At 49.2% G+C, this 13,198-nt stretch carries 13 protein-coding genes; 3 read left to right on the top strand and 10 right to left on the bottom strand.

Annotation, left to right across the window (positions count from 1 at the left end; translation table 11 throughout):
- Nucleotides 1-280 (bottom strand): LysR substrate-binding domain-containing protein (locus tag MKR94_RS13745; RefSeq protein ID WP_241647451.1); only part of this gene is annotated, 280 nt, incomplete at its 3' end.
- Between the two features lie 79 nt (nt 281-359).
- Here MKR94_RS13745 and MKR94_RS13740 point away from each other — a divergent pair.
- The 3 genes from MKR94_RS13740 to MKR94_RS13730 all read left to right on the top strand — a co-directional run bounded on the left by MKR94_RS13740 (nt 360) and on the right by MKR94_RS13730 (nt 2,236).
- Complete coding sequence (locus tag MKR94_RS13740; protein WP_241647450.1) at nt 360-704, top strand: hypothetical protein; 345 nt, start codon at nt 360-362, stop codon at nt 702-704.
- A gap of 94 nt (nt 705-798) precedes the next feature.
- The gene (locus tag MKR94_RS13735) at nt 799-1,401 is read left to right on the top strand and encodes a LysE family translocator (protein WP_241647449.1); all 603 of its coding nucleotides are present in this window, start codon (nt 799-801) and stop codon (nt 1,399-1,401) included.
- Nucleotides 1,402-1,735: 334 nt separating this feature from the next.
- Complete coding sequence (locus MKR94_RS13730; RefSeq protein WP_241647453.1) at nt 1,736-2,236, top strand: DUF2778 domain-containing protein; 501 nt, start codon at nt 1,736-1,738, stop codon at nt 2,234-2,236.
- 1,587 nt (nt 2,237-3,823) lie between these two features.
- Here MKR94_RS13730 and MKR94_RS13725 read toward each other — a convergent pair.
- From MKR94_RS13725 to MKR94_RS13685, 9 genes are all read right to left on the bottom strand, one after another.
- Nucleotides 3,824-5,158: an NTP/NDP exchange transporter gene (locus MKR94_RS13725; RefSeq protein WP_241647448.1), complete on the bottom strand. Its 1,335-nt coding sequence runs from the start codon at nt 5,156-5,158 to the stop codon at nt 3,824-3,826.
- Between the two features lie 6 nt (nt 5,159-5,164).
- A complete protein-coding gene (locus MKR94_RS13720) occupies nt 5,165-5,890 on the bottom strand; it encodes an NADPH-dependent F420 reductase (protein WP_241647447.1) in 726 nt (241 codons plus the stop codon).
- Nucleotides 5,891-5,935: 45 nt separating this feature from the next.
- Complete coding sequence (locus MKR94_RS13715) at nt 5,936-6,556, bottom strand: cupin domain-containing protein (protein WP_241647446.1); 621 nt, start codon at nt 6,554-6,556, stop codon at nt 5,936-5,938.
- A gap of 349 nt (nt 6,557-6,905) precedes the next feature.
- Nucleotides 6,906-8,360 carry a sugar porter family MFS transporter gene (locus MKR94_RS13710; RefSeq protein WP_241647445.1) on the bottom strand — a complete coding sequence of 485 codons (1,455 nt, stop codon included), beginning with the start codon at nt 8,358-8,360 and terminating at the stop codon, nt 6,906-6,908.
- Between the two features lie 95 nt (nt 8,361-8,455).
- Nucleotides 8,456-9,331 carry a MurR/RpiR family transcriptional regulator gene (locus tag MKR94_RS13705; protein WP_241647444.1) on the bottom strand — a complete coding sequence of 292 codons (876 nt, stop codon included), beginning with the start codon at nt 9,329-9,331 and terminating at the stop codon, nt 8,456-8,458.
- A 9-nt stretch (nt 9,332-9,340) separates the two neighbouring features.
- Nucleotides 9,341-10,297: an ABC transporter substrate-binding protein gene (locus MKR94_RS13700; RefSeq protein ID WP_241647443.1), complete on the bottom strand. Its 957-nt coding sequence runs from the start codon at nt 10,295-10,297 to the stop codon at nt 9,341-9,343.
- A 12-nt stretch (nt 10,298-10,309) separates the two neighbouring features.
- On the bottom strand, nt 10,310-11,365 hold the full coding sequence (locus MKR94_RS13695) for a FecCD family ABC transporter permease (RefSeq protein WP_241647442.1): 1,056 nt from the start codon (nt 11,363-11,365) through the stop codon (nt 10,310-10,312).
- A complete protein-coding gene (locus MKR94_RS13690; RefSeq protein ID WP_241647441.1) occupies nt 11,362-12,366 on the bottom strand; it encodes a FecCD family ABC transporter permease in 1,005 nt (334 codons plus the stop codon). Before MKR94_RS13690 ends, MKR94_RS13695 begins: the two co-directional genes overlap by 4 nt.
- A complete protein-coding gene (locus MKR94_RS13685; RefSeq protein ID WP_241647440.1) occupies nt 12,356-13,150 on the bottom strand; it encodes an ABC transporter ATP-binding protein in 795 nt (264 codons plus the stop codon). Before MKR94_RS13685 ends, MKR94_RS13690 begins: the two co-directional genes overlap by 11 nt.
- Nucleotides 13,151-13,198: the final 48 nt, after the last annotated feature.

Below are 13,198 nucleotides of genomic sequence, written 5' to 3'. Positions count from 1 at the left end.
TCACGGTATTGATAGTGAAATCCGATATGTCTTGGCGTAACGCCGGTAGCATGGAAGAGAGTTGTCCCTCGACGATACGCACATTCACTCGCGGATAACGTTGTTGAAAGCAATCAATCACCTTGGGCATCAGGGTACAGGCCATACTGCCGCCAATACCCAAGCGAATCTGGCCGGTAATTAACGACCCAAATAGTGCTTTAACAACAGCACGTGAGTTCTGGAAAAAACGCTTTTTTAATCCGTTATGCCGTTTAAGATGATTTAAAATCTGTAACATATGATGGTGAATGGCGGATATAACGGCTTATCACAAAAAAGTTAGCTCTAGATAAAATTAAAAAAATGGGGAAATGTCAATGAAGTACATAATAGGACTAATAGTAATATCTTATGCAACACTCTGTACACCAACCGCATTTTCTGCTGAAAAAACGTCCTCAATGGAATGTAAAAAAAATGTAGTGAGCGACGCTAAAAAGCTTCTTTCATTTTATAGAAATCATGATGATAGAATGGAGATTGATGACAATATAAAACCACTACCTAAGATAAAAAATCCTCAGAATCGCGCTCAAGAATTCGATGTTCTTGAAACATGGGGGTATATTTATAAGGGTAAGTATAGAATAAGGCTAACCTACTACTCTTCAATAGACTGCACTTTAATGGGAGAGGATATTCTTGAATATGCTAGCCTATGAGCTGTGAGTTTTTGTCGATTAATCCAAATTGACATCTATTACGAAGCGCTTCCGCTGGCAAATATAGCGAAGCGTCACTTACTATCAGAAAACTATGGATATAAACCTCCTTGGCTTTATGCCTGCGCTTCTTCCTATAGCGCTTTCACCAGGGGCAAGCTTTACTCTTGTCATGAGCAGTGCTCTTTCTGGCGGTCACAAAGGACTACTCAGAACCCTTGCCGGGACAGCTTTGGGGATATACACCCATGCGGTCCTCATAGGGCTTGGTATAACAGCAGTAATCATTTCTTCTCCGACAATATTTGCCATCTTGAAAATTTCAGGAACCGCCTACCTTCTCTGGCTAGGAACAGTGCTCATCCGCAGCGGTATAAGGGCAAATTCTGTAACTATTGCTGAGACAAAACATTCGGTAACGCTAAGAGAAGCGTGGCTCGCAAACGTCTTAAACCCCAAAGCCATATTTTTTTACCTGACAGTTGTTTCACAGTTCACAGGAAAACAGGGGGGAATTAGCAACTATCTGATACTGGCATCCGTACATATAGTGGTCATGAGTGTCTGGCTTTTAGCAGTCAGTAGAGCATTGGTGTTTTCAGTAAAAAAAGCAAATCCCTCGATACTAAAAAAATACGTCAATATTGCCGGCGGGATTCTACTTATTGCCTTTTCTTTACACACTTCAATCCGTTGATAGCTCTACTCCCTGAATCGATTTCATTTAACATTAGCCCATCTTACGTGCACTGCTCAAACTCCCTCAGAGCCATTTTGGGGGGTAATAAATGAACTTCCCCACTAAAAGCGATTAGATGAATACTGACCAATAGATCTAGTTAGCTGCATAGCAAACTCATCTCTTTTTCCAGAACATAAAGCATTCAGAAGTAATTTTTTGTATCACCTATGTATAAATCCAGATCAAATAATATCTAACCTTCACCTGATATCATCATTAAAATTTCATATTCAAAAGGAAGGATATAACAGATGCAAATTATGAGAATGAGCTATGACGATCTGACAATCTGACGAAAGGCGGTGGTGAAGCTAAATTACACGTTTATGGAGTTGGAACCTTCACTGTTTTTTCTGGACAGAAACCCTACACAAATAATCCGAACTGTACATACCTTCCAAACAGCGACATTCCAGTAGGAAGATATTGGATAGTTGATCGTCCAGAAGGTAGTCTGGCGAACAAAATTAGAGGTTGGGCTATCGATCTATTGAATGGTTCTAATCATTCAGAGTGGTTCGCTCTTTTTAATTCAAGCACTATGAGTGATAACGTGTTTATCAATGGTGTTTCACGTGGTGGATTTCGTCTTCACCTACTACGACCTGATGGTTCTGGACTAAGTGAAGGCTGCATTACATTCTTAAAAAGAAACGATTTTTATAAAGTTAGAAAGAACCTCATCCATCGTAAAAAAGTTCGAGTTCCAAACTCAAATTCGGATCTCATGGCATACGGATACGTTGACGTTCAAGGGAAAAGTGATTTTGATAAATGCAAAATTAGTTAAAAAAACAACAGTTTTCGCACTCTGTTTTATCTTAGCATTTATTATTTCCAGTTATGGAATGCCACTTTATTCAATAACGAGTTGGCTTGTAGATCATTCTTACCAGATATTAAGTAACTACCAGAGCAACACTTATGAAGAAGGTTCAGATCCAATAACATTCACATCTTTACTAACTGTTATTAGTATCTACGCAATAATTTTTTATAACCTAATAAAATTCTTTTTAAAAAAATAAGAAGTTAACTCTAGACCCGAACCTTAGAGGCTAAGGTCTACACCCTTGAATTCGTCAGGATAAAAGTATACCCACTGAAACAGAACTCTCCATTAATTAACTAATGATTTAACATAAGGCGGTCTTACGTGCACTGCTTAAACGCCCTCAGAGCGATTCTGGGACGTGATCCATAAAAATCTTACGTCCTCCCCCCTAAAAACGCCTTAAAATCGCTTAGATGAATTTTGAGTGGGTGAATGGTTATGCATCAGACTGCTTAACGTCTGGTTTGGCTTCATTTTGAGGCTGAGTAGCCTTTTCTGACCGCTTTTTGATAGAGATAGCGTTGAACATAAAGCTCAAGAGCGGCTTGGGTTGGTTAAAATTGAATACTTGTCCCCGGAAACCCTCGAGTACGCTTTCGCTTCATGTCGTTTCTGTTTTTTGGCTTCAGATAACGGTATGAGTCTCTGCAAATAACGGGGAACGGAAGAATAAATTATTATTCGGCTATAAAGCGTTGAGCCTTTTTATCGGTCCAGTAATACGCGAAATCGAAATGACTTGGGATGATCCGCAATGCCCTAACTTTACTCTCTGAATAGTCGTCAGATGACTGAGCTCGAAACATTTATAAGACAATTTTTCGCTGTGCGAGATCACCCGAATTAATAGCCCATTTTACCAAATCAACAAACTGATGAACGTGAGCGGGCTTGACGCTTTCTTTTGCCATTGCTTTGAACTTAGCGCGCGCTTCATTGTACTGGATAGCACCAAGCTCAGGATCATCACAACGAGTCCCACTGACTGGCCTACTATCAAAACTTATTTCTCAAAAGCCCGATTCAGAATTAAACGAGTAATCGTTCGCTGATGCAGTACGGAACTGACTCATATAAAACCCTCTATCAGTGTCAGTATCGTCCGTAAGTGCCTTAGGTAAGACCTACGATATTCCGCGTCCCGTTTTGACAGACGTCGCGAGTCAAAGACTAGGGTGTACGTTGGCGGTGTGTTTAGAAGTTAGCCATAGGTTCTGTGCATAAAAAAGCGTTAACGCTAAGGCAGCAAAGCGTTTTACCCTAGGCTTCGTCCTCTTACGAGTTTCACAACAACGATAGGCTTTCGGTACTCAAAGCAGTGGGAGGCGAAACTCGGCACGGCTTAATGATACGAGCCGTTTTCCTCTAGCGGCTCCCTCGTGCGCCCTGTGTTTCCGTCTTATGGTTTGTCGGTGTCTTCCGCAATGATAAGGCTACGGCTGACACTCAACGCTACTTAAAAAATATACTTTCCGTACATTTTCGTACGATTGTTTCAGCCCCCACTAATAGGGTCTGGCGTGTATCCTCATCTAGGATAATTTATTTCTGCGATGAGGGTGGGTCATCGGGTAATTGCTGGGCTTTGCGCTGCTGTGCACGGCCCAAGATAACGCTCAATACTGCCCAGCCAGCTGCCAAAATCATGCTAAATAATGTTAAGGGTAGGGCGGCCACCCCCAGTAGGCTCACGGCCTGATAGCTCCATGCCCCGACCTGATCACCGACACGGTAAACGAGGGTATCGATAAATACCTTGGCGTGATATTTCTCTGAGGTGGGGACCACGGTAAACAAGATCTCGCGGCTAGGACGGGCCAAAGCAAAGTTGATTGACCGTCGCACAATAGTAAAGCCGACCAGAACCGATAAGCTCGGGGCTACTCCTAGCCAGCCAAAGCCCAGGATACTGACTAACGGTAGCAGGGCTAAGCTTAGCGCAACTCCCCAGCGTGAGAGGATCTTACCGCTGGCCGTTAACTGGCAAATCAGGGTTAACAGGTTTATCGCCAAATCAACATTGGCAAAAAAGGTAGTTCGTTGTGCCGGTTGGCTAAAGGCGTGTTGCACGATAGCGGCCTGTTGAAAATAGAGCAGGGTTGAGGTGACCGAATAAAATAAAATATACCCGCAAATGCCCAATAAATAGGGGGAGGCAAATGTCTGACGAATACCGATTAACAGCGGCGTGAGTCCACCCGCTGAAGAAGAGTGACTTGCCTTCTCTTCTGTTGCTGACTGCGACAGCCGACGGCCACAATGTGATAAACGTTTAGCACTAAAGACGGACACTTGGATTAGGCCAACGGCAATAATCAATAATACGGGGGTCGAGAGATGGTCGGCGACTAAACTGGTGAGACCGGAACCGCCAATGGCACCGATCGTCGCCGCCGCGGCCAATAAGCCAAACAGTCGTTTGCCACGCTCGCTATCAAAAATATCAACAATTAGCGCCCAGAACACGGATACCGCAAACAGATTAAACACCGATACCCAGATAAAAAAGGCACGGCCTAAGAACAGATCGTGCAGTCCACCGTGGCGCGCAAAACCCAGCGCGAAGGCGCAGAGGATCAGGGCACAGGCTTGATAGCTATAGCTAATAAAGCGCTCTCGAGGGAGCCGCTGAGACAGCCTGTTATAAGGCCACTGTAGCAACAGCATGGTGATCAATACCGCCGTAAACAACCAAGGCAGTGAGTGTGCGCCGGTGAGGGTACTGACCGTCTCGCGGATCGGGCGCAAGATATAGTAAGCGCATAGCAGTGAGAAGATATATAACCAGCCCCAACAGAGGGGGGCCAGTTCTTCTTGCTTAATCGATACTAAGCGCTGAAAGTGCCCGAGTAACGGCGACCTAGTAGGCTGTGTCATCACTACTTACCGTGCGTCAGCCAATTGCGCGCGAAGCGCTTTCTCGTCTAATACCTGTAAGAACAGCGACGATCCAGGTTGGAAACGGGTCGCGGTGGCGAGATCCCCTGTCTTCACCGGTGCAAAACCGGCTTTCTGGATTAACGTTTTGGCCTGAGCCAAGGCTTGTGGGTTATCGCCCGCGTAAGGCACAGCAATCAGCGGTGAGTGATGCGCATTCGAGGCAATGGCAGTGGCAGCCAATGAATTAAAGGCTCGCACCACATGTGCACCCGAAAGGTATTGCGCCGATGCCTTGCCGCTCCCTAGACTCAGCGCTTTTGCTGCAGTCGCCCCGTCACGACCAGGATAAGGGTTGCTAACATCGATCACAGTTTTTCCAGCAAGTTGCTGATGAAGGGATTGACCCAGTTGAGGCAGGGCGCCATAAGGGACGGCCATCACCACGACATCGCCAAATTGACTGGCCTGCTCGGCGGTGCCTACCTGAGTACCGTGACCGATATCCTTGGCAGTAGACTGCAAACTGTCGGGGTGGCGTGAGGCGAGCATCACGTGGTATCCGGCATCGGCCCAGAGTTTTCCAAGGGTTTCCCCCATATTACCCGCGCCGACAATGCCAATATTATGGACCTCGGGTGCAGAGGAAGGGGTTGCCGCGAGGGCTGCATGGCCTCCTAGCGTGGTGGCGAGTAAAAGAGAGGCAATAGCAGTGATTTTCTTTACAGACATAATATCCTCGTAGTAATGGTATCGGTTCCAATTAAGCGCGAAAAATTAGGCTTTCCATAGGGTTAAGATACCGCCTTGTTTGCCGGTCACCGGATCGGTGGTGGGCATAGCGATATTCGCGATATGGCGCTGAGCTTCGGCCAACTTACTCGGGTCGTCATGATAGAGATCAGGGCTTAAGCCTTGAGGATAGGCCCCCAGCACTTGGAAATCCTCACTGGCCGAGAGTTGTTTATGGCCAACCCCCGCCGGGATAAGGATAACATCGCCTTGTTTAACCGTTACCGTTGGCCCAGTCTCGCCGCCAAGCTGCACCTTGGCACTGCCTTGGCTAACGCCTAATAGCTCGTGGGTGTTGGAGTGGTAATGGGTAAAGGGGAAAATTTGGTAGCGCCACTGTACCGGCCAACCATTTTTAGCGAAGAGATTGCTCAGGTACTCATCCGCATTGGAGGCCGATGCGGGGACCGCTTGCTGATAAATGAGTAAAGGCAGTTTATCGTTCGGCACGCCATTCACCACTTTCGTTAGCGAAAGAGGTTGGATAGCAACATGGGGAGACGCTGATGGCGACTGCGCATAACTGCTTAACGGCATGGCCGAAGCGGCGAGCAATAATTGGCAGAAGTTGCGTCGAGAAAACTGTGAAGGAGAGGTCATCTTCATCGTGCGCTCCTGTGTGAGATAAAAAGGAATACCGCTTAAAATATGTGACCTAGATCGCTATTCTGTCAAGTTAACCACGGAAATAGCTGCATCAGCGAAACTGACTTAGGGGCAGGAAAAAGGGGATTAAGGGGGATTCCCCCCTTAGCGGCTCAACGATGAATATGTGCGTGCCAGAGCGCAAGACGAAAGGCCACACGTTTTATATATTTTGGATACTTCGCAGAGAGTAGGTAAGCACAGAGACGTTGCATGGTACACCTCACTAGTCATGGGTCAGAGAGAGTACAACAGATAGAGATGTCAGAAATATGGCAATAAAACGCCCAATAGTGGGCGTTTTGCTGCGTTAGGCATTTTTAATCGTGGAGGGAACAGCATCTTCCTTACTGTAACGCTTGCGCATCATGGTTTCGATCTCTTCCAGAGATTTATCTTTGGTTTCGGGCAGACGACAGCATACAAAAATTAGTGAGATAAGGTTGACCGCAGCGAACACATAGAATGTCTGATTGCCTATCGCCGATAACATCGGCGGGAAGGCGAAGGCTACGGCGGCATTACAAATCCATTGGCAGGCTACCGCGGTACCGGTTAAGGCGCCGCGTAATTTCATTGGGAACAGCTCAGACATCAGTAGCCAATAGATTGGCGCCACGCACATCTGCATAAAGAATAAGAACAGCAGGATACACGCGAGCGCTAAATAACTTTGGGTCAGATCCTTCGGGAGGAAGATCAACACAGAACCAAGGGCGATCTGCATCAAAATAACCGCGATTAAGCCGAAAATTAGCATCGAACGCCGCTTAACGTGTGAGACGGCTTTTAAGGCAATTAAGGCGGCAATCACGGCTACCACGCCATTGCCGATGGTGGCAGTAAGTGAGGCGTTGGTCCCCATTCCCGTTGTCTTTAAAATGATCGGGGTGTAGTACATAAAGGCGTTTACACCGGTAAATTGTGCGACGGCCCCCATACCGATACCCAGTAACAGCAGACGCACCACCCAACGTTCCTTCAATAGCTCTTTGGTCGTTGGCCCTTCGCGTGAGGCTTTAGCTTGTTCACGCATCTGGTTAATCTCTTTACGGACCTCTTTGTGCGAGCGGCGCAGTCGGCGCATAATGCGTACGGCTTCACGTAATCGGCCCTCGGCGACTAACCAGTGAGGGGAGCCTGGCACAAAGAAAGTGCCGATAAACAGTAATAATCCTGGGATGGTGGCGAGTGCCAGCATGTAACGCCACAGATGATTATCGTGTAGCAATACACTCATCAAGGCGCTGACGATATAAGCGGTCAACTGTCCGGCGACAATCATCAGCTCATTTCGACTTACCAATGGGGCGCGGTGACGCGGGCCGGCGATTTCGGCAATAAAGACCGGAACGGTGGACGAGCCTCCGCCGACAGCAATCCCTAATAAGAAGCGCATTACCACCATAATATGGACGTTCGGGGCTAAGGTCGTCCCCAACGCACCTAAGACGAATATCAGGGCCAAAGTGCGTAAGGTGATGCGACGGCCGAAACGGTCGGAAACGAAGCCGCTAATAAAAGCACCGATTGCGGCACCGAAAATCAAGGCTGAGGTGACTAGGCCCTCAGTGAAAGGGGTAAGATTAAGTCCGCCTTGATCCAATGGTTGGGTCATAAAAGGTAAGGCACCAGAGATAATCCCGGTATCGTAGCCGAAGGCGAGGGCGCCCATGGTGGCGACCAGAACAATAAAGAACAATCGTTGTTTTATCGTGTCTGAAGATACGATTTTTTCGTCGCTAGACGTGGATGGTTTAGGCATGGCTTATCCCTGATGATGAGGCATTGTTATTATTAGAGAAAGCTTAAGTATAGTTCAGCGCCAAAAACCAACCGTCTTATTCGTTAGGAATTACCCTATTTTTTGGAACCTATATTTTTGAGTCCGCGGTGTAATTCTTGTAGTCTTTTCATCGACTTCACCGCCCGTTGCGACATTGAGGCGGCGGTGGAGACCACCAAAATTTCGAGGCAGGCCAACACCGGCCCATGTAAAGGCATATTGCCCTGTTCGGTGCCGCGTGGGACATGAATCACCACATCAGCTTGCTGGACGAATTTAGACTCTTTAGCGCTGGTCAGTAATATAATGGGAACGCCTAAGCGCTGGGCCTCGCGCAAGGTTGTCATTCCTTCACGGTGGGCAGATTTTTGCGCCATCATAATCAGCACATCGCCACGTTGCAGTGACAGCAGTTGTTCAGCAAGGCCGATACCAGAGCGATTTAGCGGGAGTGCCGGTAAGCCGTTGCGATGGAATAGGCGTGCCGCATACTCGGCCAGGATCCCTGAAGCGTTAATCCCAAAAATCGTCAACTGTCGGGCATTGACCAGTAACGAAACCGCTTGGGCGATGGCTTGACGATTTTCACTGCTACTCAGCGCTTGGGCGGCAGTAAGGTGACCCTCGACCACATAATCGATCGATTGGTTCACATCCTCGGCCAAATGGCTCAAGGTGCTATCCATTTTATCGGCTGAGTTCAAGGGGGGATCGAACCATTGCTCCAGTACGGATTTCAATTCTCGTAAGCCGCTGAAGCCGATGGCTTGGATAGCGCGGACCACGGTTGCATCCGAGGTTTGCGTGGCCGCGGCGATCTCTAATGCGGTGCTCTCTATCACTAACGCACGATGTTGATCGATATAGAGCAGCACCTGTTGCAGCCCTATTGAGAGGCCATCGATGCGTGCGCGTAAGCGCTCAGAAAATAAGTCGTGTCGCATAGACATAGCATCTCCTCAATGATTGGCTGGCGGTAAAGTCAGTGCGGACAAGCTGGTTTCAACCACGGCGACCATTTTCGACAGCGAAGCAAAGCTATTAACAATAGCATCCTCACGAGCGACCATAACCCAATGTCCCCGTTGGCACGCCTGCATAAATTGGCACCATCCAGGCAGCACTGCATCCATCGCCTTGCGCTCATCCTGCGCAGTCAAGTCACCGTCTCCTCGCCATGTATCAAAAACAATGTCGGCATCCAGTGCTGGCAGTTGCTCGGCATTGAGGTTTGCGCGCCCCTCTTCAGGTAATTGATTGATAAGCGTTGGGAAGCTAAATCCGGCATCGCGCAATACTTGGCCCAGTGCATGATAGGTATGCAGAATATTGACCTTACCGTTATTGGCCTGCAGGACGGAGACTGTCACCTTGCGTTCGCCGCGTAAGCGTTGTAACTCAGCGATTTCCGCCTGATAACGGCTTACTAATTGTTGATACTTGGCTTGGGTATGCGTGAGGTCGGCTAACCGTTGGTAGAGCCTCACCGGCCCACCTTGGCGGTTATCGATACTCACCGTTGGGGCAATACTCTGTAATTGTTGAAGGTCAGTGGTACGGCTTGGCTCAGTAATAATCAAATCGGGATGCAATGCCGCGATCTTCTCAAGGTTAATGTCTGCAGTGCCTAGATACGCAATAGAGGTATTATCGAAATCGAGGCCGGTTAAGCGTTTTGCTGATCGCAGATAGGGTTTTCCCTGCGCCGAAAGGCGGCCATGACTGCCGACAGGCGTAACGCCGAGTTCCAGCAATGGGATAGTAATATCCAAGTCATGTAATGAAACAATACGGAGGGGGTGCTGGGGGATTACCACATCGCGTTGGGCATCATCCAGAAAATGGCGGGTGGGGAGAGAGGCCGCCGAGCAGACGACACTCACACAAAGCCCTAACGATACAATCACTGAGCGCATCCTAACTCCTCGTCACTGACGCTGTGTGGCGCGTTTCCACAATAAGATGAATAAAAAAGGTCCGCCGAGTAAGGCGACGATGATCCCCGCAGGCAGTTGCGTCGGGGCGAAGGCTAAGCGGCCGACGCAATCGGCGAGGAGCAGTAACAAGGCTCCAACCAGTGCGCTGCCACACAATAGGTAGCTCTGCCCACCGCTGACGATTCGCCGCGTGAGGTGGGGGGCCATCAATCCAATAAATCCTATGCTTCCGACGGTTGAGACTGTCAGTGCCGTCAAGATCACCGCGCCGATCACTCGCAACCTATTTATCGGTAGGGGGGTGACGCCAAGTGACGTTGCCGTCGCATCGCCTAGTTGCAGAATCGTGCTGGCGCGACAGCTATAGAGCAGTAGCGCGACAATGGGCAGCGCGATAACGACCATTAATTGTGCCGTCTGGAGCGTGGCGTGCTGCAGGCTTCCCGCCATCCACAGCATCAACTGCTGTGCTTGTTTCGGGTCGAGCGTCGTCAGGATTACGCCGAGCAGCGCATTCAGTCCCCAACTCATGCCAATACCAATCAAGATAAACCTTGAACCTGATGTCCCTCGGGCCAGCAACATAACGATGCCGGTCACCAGTAGACCCGCGATCATGGCAGAGATTGGCCGCCATAGCGGGGAAAGCGTTGGGAAAAATAATAATTCGATCCATACCACTAAGCAGGTGGCTTCTTTAATCCCCAATAGCGAGGGATCAGCAAGACCGTTACGGGTCGTGGATTGCATTACCGCACCGGCGGCACCCAGTACGCCTCCAGCAATGATGGCGATCACACTGCGCGGTAGACGCATTTGCCAAAACAGCATTTGGTTGAGTGAGGAGGGAGCCTGCGCGTGGGTGAGTTGATAATAAACTTCGCGCAGCGTGAGCGGAAGCGCTCCCTGGGTCAAAGAGAAAACCAGTAACAGCGTAATGATCAACGCGAGTATGCATCCTGCTAACAGGGCGTGAGGTGAGAGCAGAATGCTCTTACCCCCAAAGCGGAGCGCTTTATCTGCTGGACGGAGTAACGAAGGCCTCATCGAAAATACCTTACCGCTAAGGTTACAAAGACCGGTGCACCCAGCAGCGCGGTGACTGTACCGGTGGCCAAAGATTGGCTCTCAAGCAGATGTTGCGCGCAGAGGTCTGCCGCGAGCAACAGCACCGCTCCCATTAAGGCATTGACCCATAAGGCACTCCGCGGTTGTACGGTAATTAGCTGGCGGACGATATTGGGAACGATTAAGCCGACGAAGCCAATCGGACCCGCCAATGAAACAGCAATCCCACAAAATAGCGCAATGGCACAAAGCCCGATAATCCGTGAACGCAGGACGCGAACCCCAAGCCCCTCGGCGACCTGTTCGCCAAGAGTGAGTGTGTTGAGCGCCGGTGACACGAGAAATGCTACGACTGTGGTCAGTAAAAAGGGCGGTAAAATCGCGTAGACCGCTGGCCAGCTCAAGCCAGCAATATCGCCATTCAACCAGAGAAGCGTCGATTGCAGCGTCTGCTCATTGAACAGTAAGAGCAGCGAGGTCAGTGAGGCGGCAAAAGCAGAGAGTGTGATGCCACAGAGTGTGGTGGTGACGACAGCTAATCCTTGTCGACTGAGATAAGCGGCAAGTAGTACGGCACTGAACAGCACACCACCGCCGATCGCCGCAATCAATGGACGTAAAAATGGCGAGAGTAATAGCGCGTTACCGAGGGCGCTGCAGGCGACGACGGCCAATGATGCCCCGGCATTCAGCCCAAAAATATGGGGTTCACCGAGGGGATTACCGATAATTGTTTGCAGCAAGTGACCGGCCATTGCTAAACAGGCACCGACCACAGCGGCGACCACTAAATGCAACAGTCGAATCTCAATAATGATACGATCACTGAACACCGTGGGTTGATAGTCGAAGAAAGCGTGCAGAAGGGCCTGCAAAGAGAAATGCATCGCGCCTATACTCAACTCGGCAAAGGCTAATAAGGCCAGCAAGAAGAATAAGGCCGCAGCCACCCAGGGCAAAGGTAAGGATCTAGCGTTCATTGGCTGACCAAAGCGGAATGACGATTGGCTTCTGGGTGCGGGGATCGGTGACCAAGTGGGTGCGCACGCCAAAGGTCTCCTCAATTAACTCTGCAGTGCAGTCGTTCGCCTCATCAAGCTGTGCGATGACCTTGCCTGCTTTGACAAACAGCAGCCTATCGGCGAAATGCAGGGCGAAATTCAGGTCGTGTATCACCATGACCACGGTTTTATTATGTTGCTGAGTGAGGGTTTGTAATAGTGTCAGCACATCGACCTGATAGCGTAAATCGAGGTAAGTCGTTGGCTCATCCAGCAACAGCAGGGGGGTCTGCTGTGCTAGCGTCATCGCAATCCAACAGCGCTGGCGTTGACCGCCAGAAAGTGCTGCGACCGGATAATCCCTAAAAGCGGACAGTCCGGTGAGCTGCAGGGCTTCATCGACTGCCTGCTCATCTTGGCGTGACCATTGATGGAGCAGACCTTGCCAAGGGTAACGTCCACGAGCCACTAAGGTGGAGACGGTTGTCGCGTCCGGAATAGGCGAGGATTGGGCAAGAAAGCTCATTCGTTTTGCGATATCCCGGCGTTTACGCTGGGAAAGATCGCTTCCTTCGAGTAACACTTTACCGCTTTGGGCTGCGTTCAGGCCGGCGAGAGTATGGAGCAGTGTCGATTTTCCAGAGCCGTTTGCCCCAACAATAATGGTGGTTTTTTGAGCGGGAATAGTCAGGGTAACATCATGAATTATCTGATGTTTATCGTAACCCGCGCAGAGGTTCTCAGTGGCAAGCGGAAATGACATGAATACATTGACTCTATTTAACTAAGAATGACTCTCATTCTCTTTGTA

It is taken from the genome of Rosenbergiella metrosideri (assembly GCF_022602565.1).
Lineage (GTDB): Bacteria > Pseudomonadota > Gammaproteobacteria > Enterobacterales > Enterobacteriaceae > Rosenbergiella > Rosenbergiella metrosideri.
The sequence above is the reverse complement of the archived record's forward strand: the minus strand, read 5'-3'. Positions and strand labels throughout refer to the sequence as shown.

What these genes read in the sequence shown, in the direction of transcription:
- MKR94_RS13740 (WP_241647450.1), top strand. Translation starts at nt 360, where the DNA reads ATGAAGTACATAATAGGACTAATAGTAATATCTTATGCAACACTCTGT.
- MKR94_RS13735 (WP_241647449.1), top strand. Translation starts at nt 799, where the DNA reads ATGGATATAAACCTCCTTGGCTTTATGCCTGCGCTTCTTCCTATAGCG.
- MKR94_RS13725 (WP_241647448.1), bottom strand. Translation starts at nt 5,158, where the DNA reads ATGACACAGCCTACTAGGTCGCCGTTACTCGGGCACTTTCAGCGCTTA.
- MKR94_RS13720 (WP_241647447.1), bottom strand. Translation starts at nt 5,890, where the DNA reads ATGTCTGTAAAGAAAATCACTGCTATTGCCTCTCTTTTACTCGCCACC.
- MKR94_RS13715 (WP_241647446.1), bottom strand. Translation starts at nt 6,556, where the DNA reads ATGAAGATGACCTCTCCTTCACAGTTTTCTCGACGCAACTTCTGCCAA.
- MKR94_RS13710 (WP_241647445.1), bottom strand. Translation starts at nt 8,360, where the DNA reads ATGCCTAAACCATCCACGTCTAGCGACGAAAAAATCGTATCTTCAGAC.
- MKR94_RS13705 (WP_241647444.1), bottom strand. Translation starts at nt 9,331, where the DNA reads ATGTCTATGCGACACGACTTATTTTCTGAGCGCTTACGCGCACGCATC.
- MKR94_RS13700 (WP_241647443.1), bottom strand. Translation starts at nt 10,297, where the DNA reads ATGCGCTCAGTGATTGTATCGTTAGGGCTTTGTGTGAGTGTCGTCTGC.
- MKR94_RS13695 (WP_241647442.1), bottom strand. Translation starts at nt 11,365, where the DNA reads ATGAGGCCTTCGTTACTCCGTCCAGCAGATAAAGCGCTCCGCTTTGGG.
- MKR94_RS13690 (WP_241647441.1), bottom strand. Translation starts at nt 12,366, where the DNA reads ATGAACGCTAGATCCTTACCTTTGCCCTGGGTGGCTGCGGCCTTATTC.
- MKR94_RS13685 (WP_241647440.1), bottom strand. Translation starts at nt 13,150, where the DNA reads ATGTCATTTCCGCTTGCCACTGAGAACCTCTGCGCGGGTTACGATAAA.